General features: G+C 70.8%; 17 protein-coding genes and 1 pseudogene. 9 read left to right on the plus strand and 9 right to left on the minus strand.

Annotation, left to right across the window (positions count from 1 at the left end; genetic code table 11):
• Positions 1-6 precede the first annotated feature (6 nt).
• Complete coding sequence (locus NF557_RS15720; protein WP_252620658.1) at positions 7-366, plus strand: hypothetical protein; 360 nt, start codon at positions 7-9, stop codon at positions 364-366.
• Here the strand turns inward: NF557_RS15720 and NF557_RS15725 are convergent.
• The 3 genes and pseudogenes from NF557_RS15725 to clpB all read right to left on the minus strand — a co-directional run bounded on the left by NF557_RS15725 (position 348) and on the right by clpB (position 5,598).
• On the minus strand, positions 348-2,144 hold the full coding sequence (locus tag NF557_RS15725) for an MFS transporter (protein ID WP_252620660.1): 1,797 nt from the start codon (positions 2,142-2,144) through the stop codon (positions 348-350). The two genes, NF557_RS15720 and NF557_RS15725, sit on opposite strands and share 19 nt — an antisense overlap.
• Complete coding sequence (locus tag NF557_RS15730; RefSeq protein ID WP_252620666.1) at positions 2,113-2,847, minus strand: LppX_LprAFG lipoprotein; 735 nt, start codon at positions 2,845-2,847, stop codon at positions 2,113-2,115. The genes NF557_RS15725 and NF557_RS15730 overlap by 32 nt, the downstream gene beginning before the upstream one ends.
• Positions 2,848-3,018: 171 nt before the next feature.
• Positions 3,019-5,598, minus strand: a pseudogene (gene clpB / locus NF557_RS15735) (ATP-dependent chaperone ClpB).
• Positions 5,599-6,006: 408 nt separating this feature from the next.
• Here clpB and NF557_RS15740 point away from each other — a divergent pair.
• The 5 genes from NF557_RS15740 to NF557_RS17645 all read left to right on the plus strand — a co-directional run bounded on the left by NF557_RS15740 (position 6,007) and on the right by NF557_RS17645 (position 11,481).
• Positions 6,007-7,014 carry an ABC transporter substrate-binding protein gene (locus NF557_RS15740; protein ID WP_252620667.1) on the plus strand — a complete coding sequence of 336 codons (1,008 nt, stop codon included), beginning with the start codon at positions 6,007-6,009 and terminating at the stop codon, positions 7,012-7,014.
• A 39-nt stretch (positions 7,015-7,053) separates the two neighbouring features.
• The gene (locus tag NF557_RS15745) at positions 7,054-8,136 is read left to right on the plus strand and encodes a FecCD family ABC transporter permease (protein WP_252620668.1); all 1,083 of its coding nucleotides are present in this window, start codon (positions 7,054-7,056) and stop codon (positions 8,134-8,136) included.
• On the plus strand, positions 8,133-8,990 hold the full coding sequence (locus NF557_RS15750; RefSeq protein WP_252620669.1) for an ABC transporter ATP-binding protein: 858 nt from the start codon (positions 8,133-8,135) through the stop codon (positions 8,988-8,990). Before NF557_RS15745 ends, NF557_RS15750 begins: the two co-directional genes overlap by 4 nt.
• Before the next feature lie 81 nt (positions 8,991-9,071).
• Complete coding sequence (gene lplAB / locus NF557_RS15755; RefSeq protein WP_252620670.1) at positions 9,072-10,130, plus strand: lipoate-protein ligase LplAB; 1,059 nt, start codon at positions 9,072-9,074, stop codon at positions 10,128-10,130.
• Between the two features lie 76 nt (positions 10,131-10,206).
• Positions 10,207-11,481: a transglycosylase family protein gene (locus NF557_RS17645; RefSeq protein WP_280923969.1), complete on the plus strand. Its 1,275-nt coding sequence runs from the start codon at positions 10,207-10,209 to the stop codon at positions 11,479-11,481.
• Positions 11,482-11,493: 12 nt separating this feature from the next.
• Here NF557_RS17645 and NF557_RS15770 read toward each other — a convergent pair whose 3' ends face one another.
• Together NF557_RS15770 and NF557_RS15775 are read right to left on the minus strand one after the other, a co-directional pair.
• A complete protein-coding gene (locus NF557_RS15770) occupies positions 11,494-12,054 on the minus strand; it encodes an NUDIX hydrolase (protein WP_252620672.1) in 561 nt (186 codons plus the stop codon).
• 31 nt (positions 12,055-12,085) lie between these two features.
• Positions 12,086-13,126: a thermonuclease family protein gene (locus NF557_RS15775; RefSeq protein WP_252620674.1), complete on the minus strand. Its 1,041-nt coding sequence runs from the start codon at positions 13,124-13,126 to the stop codon at positions 12,086-12,088.
• Positions 13,127-13,308: 182 nt separating this feature from the next.
• Between NF557_RS15775 and NF557_RS15780 the strand changes: the two genes are divergently transcribed.
• A complete protein-coding gene (locus tag NF557_RS15780) occupies positions 13,309-13,497 on the plus strand; it encodes a hypothetical protein (protein WP_252620676.1) in 189 nt (62 codons plus the stop codon).
• 98 nt (positions 13,498-13,595) lie between these two features.
• On the opposite strand, the gene NF557_RS15785 is transcribed toward NF557_RS15780, so the two are convergent.
• Together NF557_RS15785 and NF557_RS15790 are read right to left on the minus strand one after the other, a co-directional pair.
• Positions 13,596-14,417: a ZIP family metal transporter gene (locus NF557_RS15785; RefSeq protein ID WP_252620677.1), complete on the minus strand. Its 822-nt coding sequence runs from the start codon at positions 14,415-14,417 to the stop codon at positions 13,596-13,598.
• A gap of 9 nt (positions 14,418-14,426) precedes the next feature.
• A complete protein-coding gene (locus NF557_RS15790) occupies positions 14,427-14,831 on the minus strand; it encodes a ribonuclease E inhibitor RraB (protein WP_252620679.1) in 405 nt (134 codons plus the stop codon).
• A gap of 55 nt (positions 14,832-14,886) precedes the next feature.
• Between NF557_RS15790 and NF557_RS15795 the strand changes: the two genes are divergently transcribed.
• Together NF557_RS15795 and NF557_RS15800 are read left to right on the plus strand one after the other, a co-directional pair.
• Positions 14,887-15,684, plus strand: a complete 798-nt coding sequence (locus NF557_RS15795; RefSeq protein WP_252620680.1) for an HAD-IIA family hydrolase — start codon at positions 14,887-14,889, stop codon at positions 15,682-15,684.
• A 247-nt stretch (positions 15,685-15,931) separates the two neighbouring features.
• Entirely contained in the window at positions 15,932-18,778 is a 2,847-nt protein-coding gene (locus tag NF557_RS15800) for a cell wall-binding repeat-containing protein (protein WP_252620682.1), read from the plus strand.
• A gap of 291 nt (positions 18,779-19,069) precedes the next feature.
• On the opposite strand, the gene NF557_RS15805 is transcribed toward NF557_RS15800, so the two are convergent.
• Complete coding sequence (locus tag NF557_RS15805; protein ID WP_252620684.1) at positions 19,070-19,522, minus strand: heat shock protein transcriptional repressor HspR; 453 nt, start codon at positions 19,520-19,522, stop codon at positions 19,070-19,072.
• Between the two features lie 47 nt (positions 19,523-19,569).
• Positions 19,570-20,589 carry a DnaJ C-terminal domain-containing protein gene (locus tag NF557_RS15810; RefSeq protein WP_252620686.1) on the minus strand — a complete coding sequence of 340 codons (1,020 nt, stop codon included), beginning with the start codon at positions 20,587-20,589 and terminating at the stop codon, positions 19,570-19,572.
• Between the last annotated feature and the right edge of the window lie 63 nt (positions 20,590-20,652).

The following is a 20,652-nucleotide window of genomic DNA, read 5'->3' on the forward strand; positions in this document are numbered from 1 at the left end:
CCCCCGTTGAGGGCCGCGGAGCTGAACCGTCTGCTGGCCGACGAGCGACTCCGTCATGGCCGCGGGCTCAGCAGGGCGGCCGACCGGATCCTGTGGCGTGCACCGATCGACCGGCTCCCGGATGCGACGGTGGTCCTGGACGCGGCTGGCCGGCCGAGTCTGCTGGTCGGCGAGACGCTGCGGCCGTTCTCCCTGGATGGTTGGGGCGCCGCCGTGCCAGTGCCTGACGGTCCCGTCATCGTGCTGACCACACCGACCTCAGTCGGGACTCTGGCCCACGGCTTCGTGCCGGTGCTGCATCCCAGCGCTCACGCGCTCGGGCGCACCCCGGCGGGAGTCGCCTCGCGTCAGGACGGGGTCATGTGACGCACGCGGTGCCAGCCCAACCAGATCGCGATCACCGCGGCGGCGAGCGCCGCCAGGGCCGCGCCGGCAAACACGGTCTGCACCTGGACTACTGCCGCATCGAGCATGGCCTCGGAGTCCGTGGGGTCGGCCAGTTTCGCGACCTCCTCCTGGAACCGGCGCAGCCCCACCGCCGTGAGCAGCGCCAGGCCGACCACCATGCCGACCATGCGGGCGACGACCACGAGTGAGGAGACCGTGCCGTGCGTGCTGTGTGTCGAGTCGGCGAGCGCGGCGTCATTGACCGGCGCGATCGCCAGCCCGATGCCGAAGCCGGCCAGGACAAGGAGCACGCTGCTCAGGCCCGGCTCGTCCAGGGCGCCCCGCGTCCATCCCGACATCCCCCACAGCGCCGCGGCAGTCACCGCGAGGCCCGGCGCAGCGACCACGCCGGGCCCGAGTCGCTTGAGGAGCAAGCCACCGAGGACGGCCCCGACCGGGACGGCCACCAGGAACTGGACCAGGACGATCGCTGCCGCGGTCTCGCTGGTGCCCTCGGTGAGGCGGGCCAGGAGCGGCACGTCCACGACGATCGCCACGATGGCGGCACCGACGAGCAGGCTCACGACGAGGGCAGGCACGACCCTGCCGCGCACCACCCCGCGCTGGATCAGCGGGTTGACGGCCGTGCGCTGCCGGACCAGGAAGGCGATCAGCGCCAGGGCGCCGAGCGGGAGCAGCCACAGCCCCCAGGGGCCGAGCACCTCCTTGGCCGGGTCGGCCGAGGAGAAGGTCAGCACGAGGCTGCCGAGCATGATGGCCACGAAGATGGCGCCGAGCACGTCGGCCAGCAGCAGGGTGGGCAGCCACCGGCGCACGGTCAGCGCGACCAGCAGCACGAGCGCCACGATCGCGACCAACCCAACCGGCGTCCACACCCGCGAGGACGACTCACCAAAGGGGACGAACGGCTCGCCATACGCGACGGAGCTGGTCAGAGACTCTGGGGCGATCAGCGCGAGCGACCCCGCGACCGCCGCGACCAGGGCCGAGAGCCAGGCCATGGCCGTCAACACCTGGCTGCGGGCCGAGGTGACCGGCCGCACGCCAACGTCGCCCGCGCCCGCGGGAGCATCGGGTCGGATCACCCACACGCCGAGGGCAAAGACCATCCCCAGGATCGCGTTGACCCAGAAGATCCCCCGCCAGTCGCTGACCAGCAGGATCCCCGCTCCCAGCATTGGCCCGAGCACCGAGCCGAGCTCCTGCACAGCACCCACGATGCCGAGCGGCATGCCACGGCGTCCCGGCGGCCACAGGTCGGCCACGATGGCCAGCGTCGCCGGGACCAGCCCGCCGCCGCCCAACCCCTGCAGGAAGCGACCGCCGATCATCACCGGGAGCTCGACGGCGATGCCGGTGATGAGAGAGCCGACGACAAAGACCATCAGGCAGGCCAGCAGGATCTTGCGGCGCGAGACCAGGTCCGCCAACCGGCCGATCAGCGGCAGCACGGCGATATAGCCGAGCAGGAAGCCCGAGATGATCGGCGTCCCTTTCTGCAGGGACTCGATGCCCAGCCCCGCGCCGGCCATCATGTCGGTCAGGGCCAGCACCACGACATACGTGTCAGCGGCGGCGAGCGCGACTGCGAGGGAGGCGACGGTCAGCAGTGGCCGGGCCCCGCGCGGTTGGCCTGCGCCGTCGGGCGGCGGGAGCCCCCCCGCACCGCCGCGCCCAGTGGTCACCTCGGACGTCGCCCCCACGTCAGGGGGCGGTGATGGTGACCGGCTCGCCATACTTGTCGAGGGTGACCTTGTAGGTCGCGGTGTCCGGCGGATAGAACGGACCCGTGATCGTCACCGTGCGCACCTGCCAGCTCTCTTCCAGCAGACCGTACTCGACGGTGAAGTCCTGCGTCCGGTCGCCGACGAAGAGCAGGTCGGCGACGTCGTCGCCGGGCAGCGTGCCGGTGATCTGCTGGGTGATCTCCGACCCGACGCGCGTCTGCTCACCAAAGGCGGGCGACTCGGTCTTGGTCAGCAGCGCAGCCAGTCCGTCCTCGATGGCGAAGAGCTTGGCGGGGTCGGGGACGCCGAGGTCCTCGGGCGCGGTGTTGATGAAGCCGGGAGCGAACGGCAGCTTCACATAGAGCGTGTCGTCCACCGCGACCGTCGGGACGTCGGCCTGCACGCCCCCGACCTTGGCCGTGATGGTCCCCTCAAAGGCAGGCGGCTCCATCGTCCCGGAGCCCTCGGCCTTGAGGATGATGGCGCTGTCGGGCAGGTCGACGCCCTCAAGCACGAGATGGACGCTGCCCGCGCCGGCGAGCGCCTCGTGCGCCTGCGCCAACCGGTCCTGCGGGGTCGGCGCCGTCGTCGTCACCTCGTCGTCGACGCTCTCACCGTCGCCGTCGCCGCTGCAGGCAGTCAGGGCCAGAGCACCCACCGCCAGCAGCGCGACCGGGAGGTGCGCCCGCCTGGCTCGTCCGTTGGTCCTCATCGGTCCCCTCCCGTGGCTGACGTCATGCAGGCCAGTATGCCGCCAGCCGGGCCAAGCGCGTCGGCGAACCGCGCGCACCGCGCACGTCTTGGAGCACGTGCGGTGTCTTGGAGCCTGCTGCAACCGGCTCGAAGACACCGAACGGGCTGTAAGACGGACCAAGACTCCTGCTCAGTGCTGCAGGACGATCCCGGTGCGGTCCTCGGCGACGTCGACGACGACCTGCTGGCCGTCGGTGACCTCGCCGGCGAGCAGGTCGCGGGCGAGACGGTCGCCGATCTCGGTCTGGATCAGGCGGCGCAGCGGACGGGCACCGTAGGCCGGGTCATAGCCGCGCTCGGCCAGCCAGGCACTCGCCGCGTCGGTCACCGACAGGGTGATCCGGCGGTCCGCGAGCCGGGCGGCCAACTGCTCGACCTACAGGCCGACGATCGTGGCCAGCTCCTCGCGGGCCAGCGGGTCAAAGATGACGACCTCGTCCAGCCGGTTGAGGAACTCCGGCTTGAACGCCGTGCGCACCGTCGCCATGACCTGCTCGTGCTTGGTGTCCTGGTCGGTCGTCGGGTCGACCAGGAACTGGCTGCCCAGGTTGGAGGTCATCACCAGGATCACGTTGCGGAAGTCGACCGTGCGACCCTGACCGTCGGTCAGCCGGCCGTCGTCGAGCACCTGCAGCAGGATGTCGAACGTCTCCGGGTGGGCCTTCTCCACCTCGTCGAGCAGCACGACCGAGTAGGGCCGACGGCGGACCGCCTCGGTCAGCTGCCCACCCTCCTCGTAGCCGACATAGCCGGGGGGTGCCCCGACCAGGCGGGCGACCGCGTGCCGCTCGGAGTACTCGCTCATGTCGATGCGGACCATCGCCCGCTCGTCGTCGAAGAGGAAGTCGGCCAGCGCCTTGGCCAGCTCGGTCTTGCCCACACCGGTGGGGCCCAGGAAGAGGAACGAGCCGGTCGGCCGGTCCGGGTCGGCGATGCCGGCCCGGGAGCGGCGCACCGCGTCGGAGACCGCGCGGACCGCCGGCCGCTGACCGATCAACCGCTGACCGATCACGTCCTCCATGCGCAGCAGCTTCTCGGTCTCGCCCTCGAGCAGCCGCCCGGCCGGGATGCCGGTCCACATCGAGATCACGTCGGCGATGTCGTCGGCGCCGACCTCGTCCTTGACCATCGGGGCCTCACCGGTGACGCCGGCGGTCGAGGCCGAGGCCTCCGCCTCCTGCGCAGCCGTCAGCTGCTGCTCGGCCTCCGGGATCTCGCCATAGAGCACCCGCGAGGCAGCCTCATAGTCGCCCTCCCGCTGCAGCCGGTCGGCCTGCGTGCGCAGCTCGTCCAGGCGCGCCTTGAGCTCACCGACCTGGTTGAGGCCGGACTTCTCCGACTCCCAGCGGGCGGTGAGGGCGGCCAGCTCCTCCTGCTTGTCGGCCAGGTCGGCGCGCAGCCGCTCAAGCAGCTCGGCCGAGCCCTCGTCAGACTCGGCTGCCCGGGCCAGGTGCAGCTCCTCCATCGTCAGCCGGTCGACGGCACGCTGCAGCTCGTCGATCTCGACCGGGCTGGAGTCGATCTCCATCCGCAGCCGCGAGGCGGCCTCGTCGACCAGGTCGATCGCCTTGTCCGGCAGCTGCCGCCCGGTGATGTAGCGGTCCGACAGGGCCGCCGCGGCGACGAGCGCCGTGTCCGAGATGGCGACCTTGTGGTGCGCCTCATAACGCTCCTTGAGCCCACGCAGGATGGCGATCGTGTCCTCGACACTGGGCTCGCCGACATACACCTGCTGGAAGCGACGCTCCAGTGCCGCGTCCTTCTCGATGTGCTCGCGGAACTCGTCCAGCGTGGTGGCGCCGACCAGGCGCAGCTCACCTCGGGCCAGCAGCGGCTTGAGCATGTTGCTGGCATCCATCGAGCCCTCGGCCGCACCAGCGCCCACCACCGTGTGCAGCTCGTCGATGAAGGTGACGATCTGCCCGTTGCTGGCCCGGATCTCGGCAAGCACGGCCTTGAGCCGCTCCTCGAACTCACCGCGATACTTCGCCCCGGCCACCATCGAGCCCAGGTCCAGGGCGATAAGCCGCTTGTCGCGCAACGACTCGGGCACGTCACCGGCCACGATGCGCTGGGCCAGCCCCTCGACCACGGCCGTCTTGCCGACGCCGGGGTCACCGATCAGGACCGGGTTGTTCTTGGTGCGTCGCGAGAGCACCTGCACGACGCGGCGGATCTCGCTGTCCCGACCGATCACCGGGTCGAGCTTGCCCTCGCGGGCGATGGCCGTCAGGTCGGTGCCATATTTTTCGAGCGCGTCATAGGTCGCCTCGGGGTCCTGGCTGTCGACCTTCGCCCCACCGCGCAGGGCAGGGATGCGCTCCTGGATCGCGCCGGCGTCCAGGCCGAACTGGCCGCTCTCGGCCAGCGCGAGGAGCAGGTGGTCGGTGGAGACGAAGGTGTCCCCCATCGTCTTCATCGACTGCTGCGCAGCGGTGAGTATGCCGAGCGCCTGCCGGGACAGCTGTGGGTTGCCGACGGACGACCCGCTGGCGCTGGGCAGCGCGGACAGGGACGTCTCGGCCGCCTGCACCGCGCTCGCGGCGGAGGACCCGGAGGCCTCCAGCAGCGGACCCGTGGTCGTGTCGGTCTGCTGGGCCAGGGCCCGCAGCAGGTGCGCGGGCTCGACCTGCGGGTGTCCCGCGGCGGCCGCCTCGCGCACGGCGGTCGACAGTGCCTCCTGGGCCTTGGTCGTCAGTTGCAGATCCATCGTGGTGTGCTCCCCAGTTGTCGCATTCGGGCTGGCGTCACCCGCGCGGTCGGGCGGTGTGACTCGTCACAAACGTCAACCTTCTCAAAGTTGAGCCTATTCCGCTCAACTCTAGCTGGATCGGCCACTGCTGGCACCCACGCGGCGGGCGCTGGGCCGTGGGCGTGGACCTCTGCCCGGCAGCGAGCCGCTATGGTGAGCCTGTCGTGCAGACGAAGTCCGGTGAGAACCCGGCACTGTCCCGCAACGGTGGAGCCTTGAGACTGTCAGTCGCCGAGGCCGAGTCCGGTCGAATTGCCCGATGATCCGCACCATCAGCCCTCGAGGACCAGGGGCCGGTTCGGACGGCGGACCCAGCCGTGGACTGTCGCTCGAGCAGCACCAACCTCGACGACAGGAGGACCCGCCATGACCCCACCCCGCCCCACCTTCCGCATCGTGACGGCACTCGCCGCCGCCGTGCTGCTCGCGTCCTGCGGCGCCGACGAGGCACCCGTGGACGAGACACCGGAGCAGGCCGCACCCGACGCGGCGACGACACCGCCCGCAGACGAGTCATCGGCCTCCGCAGATGCGCAGCCCGCCCTCGACGCCTTCCCGGTGACCATCGACACCCCGACCGGTGAGGTCGTCATCGAGGAGCGCCCCGAGCGCATCATCTCCCTGTCGCCCTCCGCGACCGAGATCCTCTTTGCGATCGGCGCCGGGGACCAGGTCATCGCCGCCGACGAGTTCTCGAACTACCCGCCCAACGCCCCCACCACCGAGCTGTCCGGCTATGAACCCAACGTCGAGGCGATCGTGGGCTACGAGCCCGACCTGGTGGTCCTGGCCAACGACATCAACGAGATCGAGGCCTCGCTGACTGCGCTCGACATCCCGGTCATCATCAACACGGCGCCGCTCGATGTCGACAGTGGCTATGACGGGATGGCCGCCCTGGGACTGGCCACCGGGCACGCCGACGAGGCCGCGGCGGCCGTCAGCGGGATGCGAGCGGCGATGGAGGACGCGCTGTCCGCCGCCCCCCAGGATGCGCAGATCCGGGTCTATCACGAGCTCGACGAGACGTTCTTCTCCGCGAGCAGCCACAGCTACATCGGCTCGGTGTATGCCGCCATGGGCGTGGTCAACATCGCCGACGAGGCCGACACCGACCAGACCGGCTATCCCCAGCTCACCGAGGAGGCCATCGTCACGGCCGACCCACAGCTGATCCTCATCCAGAGCCAGGCGGCCTACACCGCTGAGGACGTGGCGGCCCGCCCCGGCTGGTCGCAGGTGTCGGCGGTCAAGAACGGCAACATCATCGTGGTCGACTCCGACATCTCCTCGCGGTGGGGACCGCGCCTGCCGCAGCTGGTCGACCTGGTGGTCGGCGCGCTCAGCGACATCGCCGTCCCGGCCGGTCGCTGACCGGAGATCTCCCGTGACCCGAGCACACGGCATACCGTCATGATGATGAGCACCCAGGCGCCACCGGCCGACGCTCTGGAAGAGTCCGCCGAGCGGGCCTTCCGGATCCGGTGGCCCGCGGTGGTGGGCGCCGTGACACTCGTCGTGCTGGTCGTGCTGCTCTCGGTCATGCAGGGCGCGGGCGGACTGCCGCTGTCGGGGGTCGCCCGCTCCCTGGCCGGCGCACTGCCCGGCGTCGACGTGGCGCAGACCTTGACGCCGCAGCAGCAGGGAGTGCTCTGGCAGATCCGGCTGCCCCGCACGGCGCTGGCTGCCCTCGTGGGCGCCTCGCTGGCGATGGCCGGCGCGGGCTATCAGGGCGTCTTCCGCAACCCTCTGGCGGACCCCTATCTGCTCGGTGTGTCGGCCGGGGCCGGGCTCGGCGCGGTGCTCGCGCTCGGCTTCGGGCTCGACCTCGCGTGGGGGCCGGTGGGCGCTCTGCCGGCGGCTGCCTTCATCGGCGCCCTGGTGGCCGTCACCGGGTCGGTCCTGGTGGCCCGGGGCTCCTTCCGCGATCCGGCCACCCTGCTCCTGGCCGGCGTGGCCATGGCGGCGCTCTTCGCCGCGCTGCAGACCTTTGCCCTGCAGCAGCTCGACCAGTCCCGCACCCGAGAGGTGCTGTCCTGGCTCTTCGGGCGGCTGGCCACGCAGGGTTGGCAGCCGGTCTCCCTGCTGCTGCCCTATGCGGTGCTGGCCGGGGCGGTGCTGCTGGTGCACGCCCGGCACCTGGATGTGCTGCGGCTGGGCGACGACGAGGCCCGTGCTCTCGGGCTTCGTCCGGCCCGTTCCCGGCTGGTGGTGGTCGCCGCGGCGACCCTGATCACGGCCGCCGCGGTCTCGGTCAGCGGGCTCATCGGTTTTGTCGGCCTGGTGACCCCGCACGTGGTCCGGCTGCTTGTCGGCCACTCCTATCGGCTGCTCATCCCGCTGTCCGCTCTGGTCGGCGGCGCTTTCCTCGCGCTGGCCGATGTCGGCGCCCGCACCCTGGTCGCGCCCGCAGAGCTGCCCGTGGGCGTGATCACGGCGCTCGTCGGAGCCCCCTTCTTCTGCTTTGTCCTCTGGCACGGGAGGCGGGACCGATGAGCAGCTCGCCCGCACTGCGCCTGCACGACGTGGGGGTGGCGTATGACGGCAGGCAGGTCCTGCGCGATGTCACCCTCGACCTGCCCGCCGGGGAGTGGCTCGGCCTGATCGGCCCGAACGGTTCGGGCAAGTCCACCCTGCTGCGGTCGATGGCGGGTCTGGTCAGGCACTCCGGCACGGTCGAGCTGCAGGACGGGCGCAGGCCGCAGGCGACCGACCTGTCACTCATGCCGCAGACACCGGAGCTGCCACCGGGCATGACGGTGATCGAGTATGTCCTCCTCGGCCGCACCGCCCACCTCGGCTGGCTCCAGTCAGAGTCACGGTCCGACCGGCAGATCGCGACCAGCGTGCTTCGCCGGCTGGGCATGGCCTCGTTCGCCGAGCGCACCGTGCTGCGGCTGTCGGGCGGTGAGGCGCAACGGGTCGTGATCGCCCGGGCCCTGGCCCAGCAGGCCCCCGTCCTCCTGCTGGACGAACCCACCAGCGCTCTGGACCTCGGCCACCAGGTGGAGGTCCTGGAGCTGGTGGACGAGCTGCGTCGCGAGGACGGGCTGACCGTGGTCGCCGCGATGCATGACCTCAGCGTGGCCGCCCGCTATTCCCACCGGCTCGCGCTGCTCGACCACGGCGCGCTGATGGCGCAGGGCACTCCGCAGGAGGTGCTGGAGCCCGGGCTGCTGTCCAGCATCTATGGACACCCCCTGCGGGTCCACACCCTCGACGGCCACCTCGTCGTCCTGCCCGCACCACGGCGAGGCGGCGCGGGCCGGCCACGCCCCGACGGCGGTGGCGCGCACGCGTGGCGTCAGGAGTCAGACACACACCGCAGCGACCTGTTGTGGACCCGATGACCGGTGTCAGTGCCCCGCAGGCGAAGATGGAGCGTGGCCGGGCCCGCTCGCGCGGGCGCAGTTAGCCGGAAGGAGCACACCGTGCGCGGAGAGTTCAAGGTCCGTGGAGGCAAGCTCGTCTCCGTCGACGTCGAGTCCGATGGCGAGGTCGTCACCTCGGCCCACGTCTTCGGCGACTTCTTCCTGGAGCCCGACGACGCCCTCGAGGACATCAATGCCGCGATCATCGGGCAGTCGGTCGACGCCACCGGCGCCGAGATCTCGGCCGCCATCGACCACCGGCTGGCCTCCCGGCCCGAGCCGGTCGAGCTGATCGGCTTCGACTCCGGTGCCGTCGCCATCGCGGTGCGTCGGGCACTGGGGCACGCGACCAGCTGGGACGAGCTGACCCTGGAGGTCATCGAGCCGGTCGTCCTGCCGCCGGTCATGCACGTGGCGCTGGACGAGGTGATCTCGCAGGAGGTCGCCGCCGGTCGCCGGAACCCGGTCCTGCGCATCTGGGACTGGGACTCCCCGCTCGTGGTCATCGGGTCGTTCCAGTCGCTGCGCAACGAGATCAACCCCGAGGGTGCGCAGCGGCACGGCATCGGCGTGGTCCGGCGCATCACCGGCGGCGGCGCCATGTTCATGGAGCCCGGCAACTGCATCACCTACTCCCTGGTCGTGCCGACCTCACTGGTGGAGGGCCTCAGTTTCGAGCAGGCCTACGCCTATCTCGACGACTGGGTGCTCGGTGCCCTGGGCGATGTCGGGGTCAAGGCGCGTTATGTGCCGCTCAACGACATCGCCTCCGAGCAGGGCAAGATCGGTGGAGCCGCGCAGCGCCGGTTCGCCAACGGCGTGCTGCTGCACCACGTGACCATGGCCTATGACATCGACGCCACCAAGATGGGCGAGGTGCTGCGGATGGGCGGGGAGAAGCTGTCCGACAAGGGAACTCGCAGCGCCAACAAGCGGGTCGACCCGATGCGGTCGCAGACCGGCATGAGCCGCGACGCGATCATCGAGGCCTTCCTCGAGCACTTCCGCGGACGCTATGCAACCCAGCCCTCGGCATACACCGAGGAGGAGCTGGAGACGGCCAGGGGCCTGGTCGAGTCACGGTTCGGGACGCAGGAGTGGACCGCCCGCGTCCCCTGACCTCCCCTGCGCAAACTGGCCAGACCAGCGCTAAGTGGTTACCCTGTCTCCGCCCCCGATGTCAAGGAGACACGCGATGCCCCACCTACACCGGACGACCTCCCCTGCCCCGAACCAGCGCACCGCCCGCCTGAGTGCCCGGCTGGCTGGTGCCACGACGCTCGCCGTCGTGGTTGCGGGCCTGGGCGCGGGCGCAGCCCACGCCGCCTACACCCCCGAGGTGTGGGACGAGGTGGCGCAGTGTGAGTCCAGCGGCAACTGGCAGATCAACACCGGCAACGGCTACTACGGGGGCCTGCAGTTCTACCACCCCACGTGGAAGGCCTTCGGCGGCCAGGAGTTCGCGGGCTACGCGCACCAGGCGAGCAAGGCCGAGCAGATCGCCATCGGCCGGCGGGTGCTGCACACCCAGGGCCCGGGCGCCTGGCCCGTCTGCTCCGTGCGCGCCGGCCTGACCCGCGACAACGGTGGCGCCGACCCCAACGCGCAGCCGGGTGACGCGGGCGAGGCTCCCGCCCCGGTCACGCGCTATGTCAGCGCCAATGAGTTCGCCAACGTCCGCTCTGGCCCCGGCACCGGCTACAACGTCGTCGACACCGTGCCGCGCGGCACCGAGGTCACCGGCACCATGACCTCAAACGGCTGGCTCGACATGGGCAACAGCCGATTCATCAGCGGCACCATCCTGTCGTCCTCACCGGTCGACGGGGGCCAGGCTCCGGCGCCGGGCGAGGTCACCCGCTATGTCAGCGCGAGCACCGCCGCGAACATCCGGTCCGGCCCGAGCACCAGCTATCGCGTCGTCGACAGCGCCGTCCGCGGCACCGAGGTGACCGGCACCCTGACCTCCAACGGCTGGCTCAAGATCGCCACCGACCGCTACATCAGCGGCACCGTGCTCTCCGCCAACCCCGTCGACGGCGGAGGCACCGCCCCCGCCCCGGGCGAGGTCACCCGCTATGTCAGCGCCAGCAACGCCGCGAGCATCCGCACCGGCCCGAGCACCAGCTATCGCCTGGTCGGCAGCGCCGCGCGCGGCACCGAGGTCACCGGCACTCTCACCTCCAACGGCTGGCTCAAGATCGCCACCGACCGCTACATCAGCGGCGTCGTGCTCTCGTCCACCCCCGTCGACGGCGGTGCCCCGGCTCCCGCCCCTGGCGAGGTCACACGCTATGTCAGCGCAAACTACGCCGCCAACGTCCGCTCGGGCCCAGGCAACGGATACAGCATCGTCGGCAGCGAGGCGCGAGGTGCCAAGGTCACCGGCACGCTGACCTCCACCGGCTGGCTCAACATGGGCAGCGGCCGCTACATCGGTCCGACGGTCCTGTCCAGCAGCCCCGTCTGACCCGGGACCCGCTCAGGCGAGGCGTTCGCGGGCGAGCCGCACCGCCTCGACCAGCTCGTCGCTGACGTCGGGAGGCCCGTCCGGCCGTCCGAGTGACGCCACCGGCCACCAGCGCACGTCGATCGACTCGTCACTCACGCCGTGCTCGGCACCGTCGGGGGCCACCGCAACAAACCTGACGTCCAGGTGGTGGACACCGCCGCGGTCGCCGCAGAACGGCACCGCGTGCTCGTCCAGGTGGACCGGCACCTCGTCGATGGTCAGGCCCTCGATGCCCGACTCCTCCGTCGCCTCGCGCAGGGCAGCGTCCACCAGCCGCTCGTCCGTCGGCTCGCAGTGCCCGCCGAACTGGAACCACTTCTGGGCGCGCTTGTGCAGCGTCAGCAGCACCCGCGTGCGATCGCGCGACAGGACGACGGTGCTCGCCGTGATGTGGTCCGGATAGCAGGACCGCTCCATCCCGTCCGGACAGTCGTAGAGGTGGGCGCCGAACCGGTCCCGGAGCGCGGCCTGCGCAGCATCGGGCGGCAGCCAGGCCTTCAGGGTCCGCAGTGCGTCACGGTGCAGTGTCACCGACACATTGTCCCCTGTGCGCTGTGCCGCGTCAGACCTTGGCCTTGCGCCAGCCCGCGTCGCGGGCCTCCTGCTCGGTGCAGAACCAACGCTCACCCTTGTGCTCTGAGATCTTGGTGACGTCGTAGTACTGCTGACCGGGCACATGATAGATCTTCTCGCCGTCGCTGGCGATGTTGCCCTTGATGACGCACTCGGTGGGAGCCGGGGCAGGCGCCACCGGGACGGGAGCCACCGGAGCCGGCGCGGGCGCCACCGGAGCGGGAGCCACTTGAGCCGGCGCGGGTGCCACTGGGGCGGGAGTCACCGGAGCCGCATCAGCTAGGCAGGCCGACCACAGCCCCAGCCCCTCAGCACGAGCGTCCCGCTCGGCCGCGACAAGGTCAGACTGGTACTGGTAGGGCGCCGCGAACTGCTCCTCCTCGGCGTAGCCTCCCTGCACCATCGTCAGGGCGACGTGACCGCCACCCTCGCGGACCACGTGGCGCAGGAGCCGGTCGTAGCGGTCGCGATCAGCCTGAGTCGGGTCGGCGATGAGATGGACCCGCTGGCTCTGGACCAGGCTCTGCATCTCGCTGGCTGACTCCTGGGCGAAACACCCCGCCGGCTGGCCGTTGCGCGCCAGCTCTGGCGCATCGATGCCGATGATCCGGACCCGTTCCCTGGTCCCATCGATCGAGACCGCGATGGTGTCGCCGTCATAAACACTCAGGACGTCGTAGAGCGGCCCCCACTCGGCCGGCGAATCTGCGTCAGCAGGCTGATCGTCCCCGGCGTCACGGTCCGCGGCGGCACCGCCCCCAGCGTCACCATCTCCCGCGTCCAGGTCCTCCTGATCGGCTGGCTCGGTGTCAGCACCCTCGCCGTCGTCGGACTCGCCGTCCGCCTGTCGGACCTCGGCACTCTCGCCGAGACCCTCACCCGCATTGACTGGTGCGGACGCAGGAGATCCTGCGCTGATCTCCGGCTCCGCGTCGGGCGAGCTGCAGGCCGCGAGCACGGCCACCATCACCGCGAACAGGACGAGTCTGACCTGGCGGCGCAGAGTGAGGGACTGCGAGGAAGCGGACATGGTGGCATCACTCTCCCACGCGCTCAGGTCGAGGTCAGCGCTGCCCACTCACCGCTGGACGCCCTCGCCCGAGACCCAGACGCCCGGCACGGGCGACGCCCGGCACGGAACGCGGCGACCCGGGTGCACGTCATACAGCCGACTCCGGCGACCCGCGCCGGACTGGACCCACGGGAGCGACCATGTCTCAGCCCGACGGCAACCGCCAGCTCGCCTGCCCCCTCTGTGGCTGCACCGAGTTTGACCGGCACGAGGCCCGGCAGGACACACGATGGGGCTTCACCAGCCACCGCATCCAGATGATGGTGTGCCAGCGGTGCTCCTACATCCTGCACTTCTATCGGCACCAGTCGATCTTCAACTTCGACTGATCCGCTGGTGCAAAACCACTACAAAAATGCGGGGGGCACCAACGAAACCGCTATGAAAATGCGGGGCGCACCAACAAAACCGCTATGAAAATGGGGGGTCACCAGGCGCCGGTCAGCGCCAGGCTCGACCACACGACGGCAGCCCCGGCGACGAGTCCGCCCAGCGACTGTGCGGGGTGGGTCTGATAGCGACGTGCGGCCGGGATCAGCTCGCGCAGGCTGAGCGCGATCATCATGCCGGCCACCAGCGCCAGGGTCAGCACCAGGAGCTGGGGAGGCAGTATGACGCGCAGCGCGAAGTAGCCGACGAGCGCACCGATCGGCTCGGCGAGCCCGGCCACCGCGGCCCAGCCCAGGGCCGGCCGGCGTCGCCCGGTGGCGACATAGATCGGTGCGGCCACCGCGATCCCCTCGGGCACGTTGTGGATCGCAATGGCCACGGCGAGCGGCACCCCCAGCTCCGGTGACTCAAGCATGGCCAGGAACGTCATCAGGCCCTCGGGGGCGTTGTGGGCACCGATGACCAGGGCGATCAGCAACCCGCTGCGCATCAGCCGGTGGCTGCCGGTGAGCTCGGCGGCGTCGGAGCGAGCTTCGGAGTCCGTGGCGACATCAGCAGAGTGCGCCGCGTCGCGCACGATCCGCTCGGGCAGGAACCTGTCGATCAGCAGCACCAGCACCGCGCCGACGAGGAAAGCACCGCTCGTCCACACCAGTGGCCTGGGGACGGCCGACTCCCTCAGGGTCGTCACGCTGAGCGGCAGGATCTCCAGGACGGACAGCACGATCATCACGCCCGCGGCGAAGGCGAGGCTGACGGCCAGCGCGCCGCGCCGTCGCATGCCGGGGTGCAGCGCCAGGACGCCACCGGCGATGGTTGCCGCACCGGCCAGGGCCGTGGCAACGATCGCCCAGATCATCGTCGCCGGTCAGCTGGACGCTGCTGCGTCGGCTGGTCCGTCGGCAGCACCGTCGCGCGCCGTCACCGGCGGACGGGGGTCGCCGGGCTCGTCATAGGACCCACCGTGCTCGGTTGCGAGTGCGGCGAACCGCTCGCGCAGCCCCTCATAGGCACCGCCGCCGGACGTGTCCGGCAGCCGGTCATCGAGGACGCGCACCGCCCACCGAGGCCCCTCGTCGCCCTCGCTACCCTCGTCGCCCTCGACCTCACCCGACGGAACCGTCTGCACCACGAAGACGTGGGCAAACCCCTCCTCAGTCAGCGTCTCCGCGACCTCCTCGGCCACCGCCCGCTCCGGGAAGACCAACAGGTGCTCAGCGCCCGCCCGCGCGTCACCGGCGGCGGGGGCCGTCTCTTCCGTGGGACTCTGCATGGCGCCACTATCTCACCAGGACGACATGACGGCCCGGCACCTGGGATCATCAGGCATGACCGAAAGGCTCCCCGTCGACTGCTGGCTCACCGACATGGACGGCGTGCTCGTCCACGAGGAGCGGGCGCTGCCGGGTGCGGCGGAGTTCATCGCCGAGCTCCTCGACACCGGCACCCGGTTCCAGCTGCTGACCAACAACTCGATCTTCACCCCGCGTGACCTGCGCGCGCGACTGGCTACGGGCGGCATCGAGGTCCCGGAGGAGGCGATCTGGACCTCGGCCCTGGCGACCGCGCAGTTCCTGGCCGACCAGCGAGCTGGTGGCTCGGCATACGTCATCGGCGAGGCAGGGCTGACCAACGCCCTGCACAACGTCGGCTATGTGATGACCGACCGTGAGCCGGACTATGTCGTGCTCGGCGAGACCCGCACCTACTCCTTCGAGGCGATCACCCGGGCGATCCGCCTGGTCCAGGGCGGCGCCCGCTTCATCGCGACCAACCCGGACCCGACCGGCCCGTCCGCGCACGGGCCGCTGCCCGCGACGGGGTCCGTGGCGGCCCTGATCACCCGCGCGACGGGTGTCGACCCCTATTTTGTCGGCAAGCCGAACCCGCTGATGATGCGCAGCGCGCTGAACCGCATCGACGCCCACTCCGAGCACACGGTGATGATCGGGGACCGGATGGACACCGACATCGTCAGCGGGCTCGAGGCGGGCCTGCGGACGGTGCTCGTCCTAACCGGGTCGACCGCCGCTGACCAGGTGGAACGCTTCCCGTTCCGCCCGACGCGGGTCTGCGACTCGATCGCCGACGTAGTGCCGCTGGTGCGTGAGCTCGGCCGCAGCTGACCGCCCTCTCAGCGCGCACGGCCCGCGGCCACAGCGCCCTCGAGCCGACCCCAGAAGTTCACCGCGAGCTCTCCCGTGTTCACGCTCTGGATTGACTTCGGGCGGTCATCGCGCCTAGGTTGCGGGAGGACGTCCGTGGGGGGCGTCCTGGACACCACAAGGGGAAAAAACAATGGCTCATAGAGCTCATCGAGGGCTGCCTCAGCGCACCCTCGCGGCCGTCGTCGGGTTGGGGATGGCGGGCAGCATGCTGTCCGTCGCCACCGCCTCGGCAACACCGGTGCCGGCGGACAACGCCGCCACATCCGTCACTGCGGCGGACTTCACTGACGGCAGCTACATCGTCCTGCTCAAGGACGCTCCGCTGGCCACCTACTCGGGCACGACGCCCGCACCAGGGGACAAGCTCAACGTCACCACCAGCGCTGCGGAGACGTATGCCGCACAGCTGGCCACCGCGCAGGACTCGGTCCTGTCCGCGGTCGAGGCCGAGCCGACCTACCGCTACGACACGGTGCTCAACGGCTTCGCGATCAGCCTGACTGCCGAGGAGGCAGCTCAGCTGGCCAACCGTGGCGACGTCGAGTCGGTCACCCCGGCGCAGCACCTGGAGCTGCACGAGTCCGACCTGTCCTTCACGGACGGCTCGGCCACCCCCGACACCGACGTGAGCCCGGACTTCCTGGGCGTGCGCGGCGAGGGCGGCCTGTGGGAGCAGCTCGGTGGCGTCGACGTCGCGGGTGAGGGTCTGGTCGTCGGCATCATCGACACCGGCCTGGCCTATGCCAACGCCTCGTTCACCGACGGCACCGTCTCCAGCCCGCCGGCTGACTGGGCCGGCGACTGCGAGCCCGGCGAGGACGGCTCCTGGCCGGCCAACGCCTGCTCCGACAAGGTGATCGGCGCCAACTACTTCATCGACGGCCTGCGCGCCGCCGGCGCCGACGCCGCTGCTCACGAGAAGGTCAGCCCGACCGACATCAACGGCCACGGCAGCCACGTCGCCGGCACGGCCGCGGGCTTCCCGCTGACCTTGACCGCCGGCACGACTGAGATCGACATCGCGGGCATGGCTCCGGCCGCCCACCTGTCCGTCTACAAGGTCTGCTGGGACTACGTCGCCGGCACCGAGTCCGGTGCGACCTGCATGAACACCGACTCCGCCGCGGCCGTCGAGAAGGCCGTCGAGGACGGCGTCGACGTGCTCAACTTCTCCATCGGCAACCCCGACGACCCCGGCTACAACAACAGCCCGGTCGACGAGGCGTTCAAGAACGCTGCCGCCGCTGGTGTGTTCAGCGCCAACTCGGCCGGCAACTCCGGCCCCGAGGGCAACCCGGTCAACATGCCGGTGTCCAACAACGCCCCGTGGGTGACGACCGTGGCCGCCGCGACGCACCGCGATGCGACCGCACCGACCATCGCCGGCTTCTCCTCGCGCGGCCCGGTCAACGTGCCGGCGGCCGAGCAGAACCTGCTCAAGCCCGACCTGGGCGCTCCCGGGGTGCAGGTGCTGGCCGCCGCTATCAACCCCGAGACCGGCGCGACCGGCTGGGGCTACAAGAACGGCACCTCGATGGCCTCCCCGCACATCGCGGGCCTGGCTGCGCTGCTGCAGCAGGGTCACCCGGACTGGTCCCCGATGGCGGTCAAGTCCGCCATGCAGACCACGACGCGTGACTACACGACCGCCCAGAGCAACGACCCGTTCCTGGGTGGCACCGGCTTCGTGGCTCCCAAGGTCTTCCTGAACCCGGGTCTGGTGTTCGACTCCGGTGTCGCCGACTGGGACGCCTTCGAGGCGGACACCACGGCCGGCTACAACTACAACACCGCGTCGCTGCAGATCGGCGCCCTCGGCGCCGAGGGCCCGACCACGACCACCCGGACCGTCACCAACGTGACGGACGCCGAGGTCACCTACACCGCGGCATACGACGGCCCGGCGAGCCTCGAGGTCATCGTCGAGCCCGCGACCACTACGGTCCCGGCCGGCGGCACCGCCGAGGTCACCATCTCGGTGCGCAACATCGACGCCGCCACCGACGTGTGGCAGAAGGCGACCCTCTCCTGGACCGGTGCGGGCCTGCCGGCCGTCACCATCCCGGTGGTCGCCCGTGGCGAGCAAGCGCCCGCCGATGAGACTCCCCCTGCCAAGGTCGAGCGCGTCTGGGGCGAGAACCGCTATGGCACCGCGCAGGAGCTCTCCGAGCACTTCCCCGAGGGTTCCGACACGGTCTACATCGCCTCGGGCGAGGGCTTCCCGGACGCGATGTCCGGCTCCCCGGCCGCGGCCCGTGGCCTGACCCCGGGTGTCATGGAGACCCCCGAGGGTGACGCTGCCCCCGTGCTGCTGACCCGCAAGGGCAGCCTCGCGGCGGAGACCGTGGCCGCGCTCGACGAGCTGACCCCGGCCAAGATCGTCGTGCTCGGTGGCACCAGCACCATCGCGCAGTCCGTCGAGGACGAGCTCAACGCCGGCTGGACCGCCGAGGTCACCCGCGTCGACGGTGCGAACCGTTATGAGACGGCGGCCAACCTGGCTGCCATGTTCCCGGCCGACCTGCCGGTGGTCTACCTGGCCTCCGGCGAGAACCCGGCCTACCCCGACGCCCTCACCGGCTCGGCCCTGGCCGGCGCCAACGACGCGCCCGTCCTGCTGACCCGCAAGGGCTCCGTCCCGGAGGCCACCGCGGCCGCGCTGGCGGATCTCAACCCGCAGAGCGTCGTGGTCCTGGGTGGCCCGGCGTCGGTCAGCGACGCGGTCTATGACGCCGTCGGCGCCAGCGACCGCCTCTTCGGCGCCGACCGCTTCGAGACGGCCGTCGACGTCTCGAGCAACTACGAGACGGATGTGCCGGTGGTCTACATCGCCAACGGCCAGGACTACCCCGACGCGCTCGCCAGCTCCGCGCTGGCCGGCTCGGAGGACGTCCCGGTCCTGATCACCAACCCGGGCACGCTGCCGGGCGTCATCGAGGCAGAGCTCAACCGCCTCTCCCCTGAGCGCGTCGTCATCGTCGGCGGCACCAACTCGGTGTCGCAGTCCGTCGAGGACCGCCTCAACGAGCTCTACCCGGGCTGGATCGGCTGACGCTGATCTGATCGGCTGAGCTCACGGCTCAGACACACCACGGCCGCCGGGTCGGAGCAACTGCTCCGACCCGGCGGTCGTGAGTTGTAGCGGACGGGACCGGTTGCGCGGCGGCTCACACCGCTCAGCCCGAGAAGGTGTCCCTCAACCTGACGAAATACCTCGGGCTAGGGGACACCTTCTCGGGTTGAGCTGCGGCGGCCGATGGCCTGGGCGGGGTTGAGCTCGGGCGGCCGATGGCGTGGCGGGGTTGAGCGCTGCGGCGACCGACTACCGTGCCGGAAGGACGGCTCAGAACGGGAGCGGACGCCATACGGCAAGAGCGGTGCTGGCCGGCTCCTGCTGGGGGCGGGTGCCGGGGCGCAGCACCACGGCCTCGCCGGTCGGGCCGGCCGCAAAGACGCGGGTGCGCACCTGGATCGCCTGGCGCAGCACCCTGTTCTGCTCGAGCAGCTCTGCGGTGCGGCTCTGCAGCGCCTCGACCCGCAGCTCCAGCTCCATGATCCGTTGGATGCCAGCCAGGCTGACGCCCTCCTCCTGGGAGAGCCGCTGCACCTCACGCAGCCGGGAGACGTCGCGGGCGGAGTAGCGCCGGCCACCCCCGCGCGTGCGCTGCGGAGTGACCAGCCCGAGCCGGTCATACTGCCGCAGCGTCTGGGCGTGCATGCCCGCAAGCTCGGCAGCGATGGAGATGACATAGACAGGGGTGTCCTCGCCGGGACCGTTGCCGGTGTGCCGTGCCATCGTCTCCTCCTCGCCGTATGCCGTGGGGACAGTGTGTGGGGTGCTGCTTACTCCCGTGCGCGCTGCATCAGGTCGGCGCGCGGGTCGGCGCCATCCTCCTCGGCCGCCAGCACCTCGACGGCCTCTCGGGCCTTGTCGGTGAGGCGTTGCGGGACGACGACCGTGACCTTGGCCAACAGGTCGCCGGTGCCGCTCGAGGCCTTGATGCCGCGGCCCTTGACGCGCAGCACCCGACCGGACGGGGTGCCCGCCGCGATCTTGACCTTGACCGTGCCGCCGTCGAGCGTCGGCACCGGGACCGTGGCACCGAGCGCCGCCTCGGCGAAGGTCACCGGCAGGTCGAGCGTCAGGTTGTTGCCCTCCCGGCCGAAGACGGGATGCGGCCGCACCGTGACGACCAGCATCAGGTCGCCGTGGGGGGCGCCGGGGTCACCGGCCAGACCCTTGCCGCGCAGGCGGATCTTCTGACCGTCCTTGACGCCGGCGGGGATGCGGGTGGTGACCCGACCACCCTCCGGGGTCTGCAGAGTGACCGTGTCACCACTGGCGGCCGAGGTGAAGTCGATCGTGGTCCGGGCCTCGACGTTGCGGCCCGGTCGCGGGCCGCGGGTGCTCTGGAAAGGGGAGCCGCCGGCATACTGCCCGCCCCCGGCGAAGCCGCCGAGCAGGTCCTCGATGTTGATCCCCTGCCCACCGGCCGTGCTGAAGCGGGTGCCGCCGCCCTGGCCCCCCGCTCCGGGACCTGCGCCACCGAACATCTGGGCAAACACGTCCTCGAAGCCAGCGCCGCCGGCACCGCCAGCTCCACCCGCCGTGAAGCGGGCGCCGCCGCGGGACATCGCCCGGACCGCGTCATACTGCTTGCGCTGCTCGGGGTCGGAGAGGACGGCATAGGCCTCGCCGATCTCCTTGAACTTCTTCTCTGCTGCGGCGTCACCAGGTTTGGAGTCCGGATGCCACTGCCGGGCGAGCTTGCGATAGGTGCTCTTGACCTTCTTGGCGTCCGCGTCAGCGGGCACGCCGAGGATCGCGTAGAAGTCCTTCTCAAACCAGTCCTGGCTGGCCATGTGTCCTCACCTCCCTGGGTCAGTGTGCTGCGCCGCCGTGGCGGGCCGGGACAGCGTGACGCC

The organism is Ornithinimicrobium cryptoxanthini, from assembly GCF_023923205.1.
Classification (GTDB): Bacteria; Actinomycetota; Actinomycetes; order Actinomycetales; family Dermatophilaceae; genus Ornithinicoccus; species Ornithinicoccus cryptoxanthini.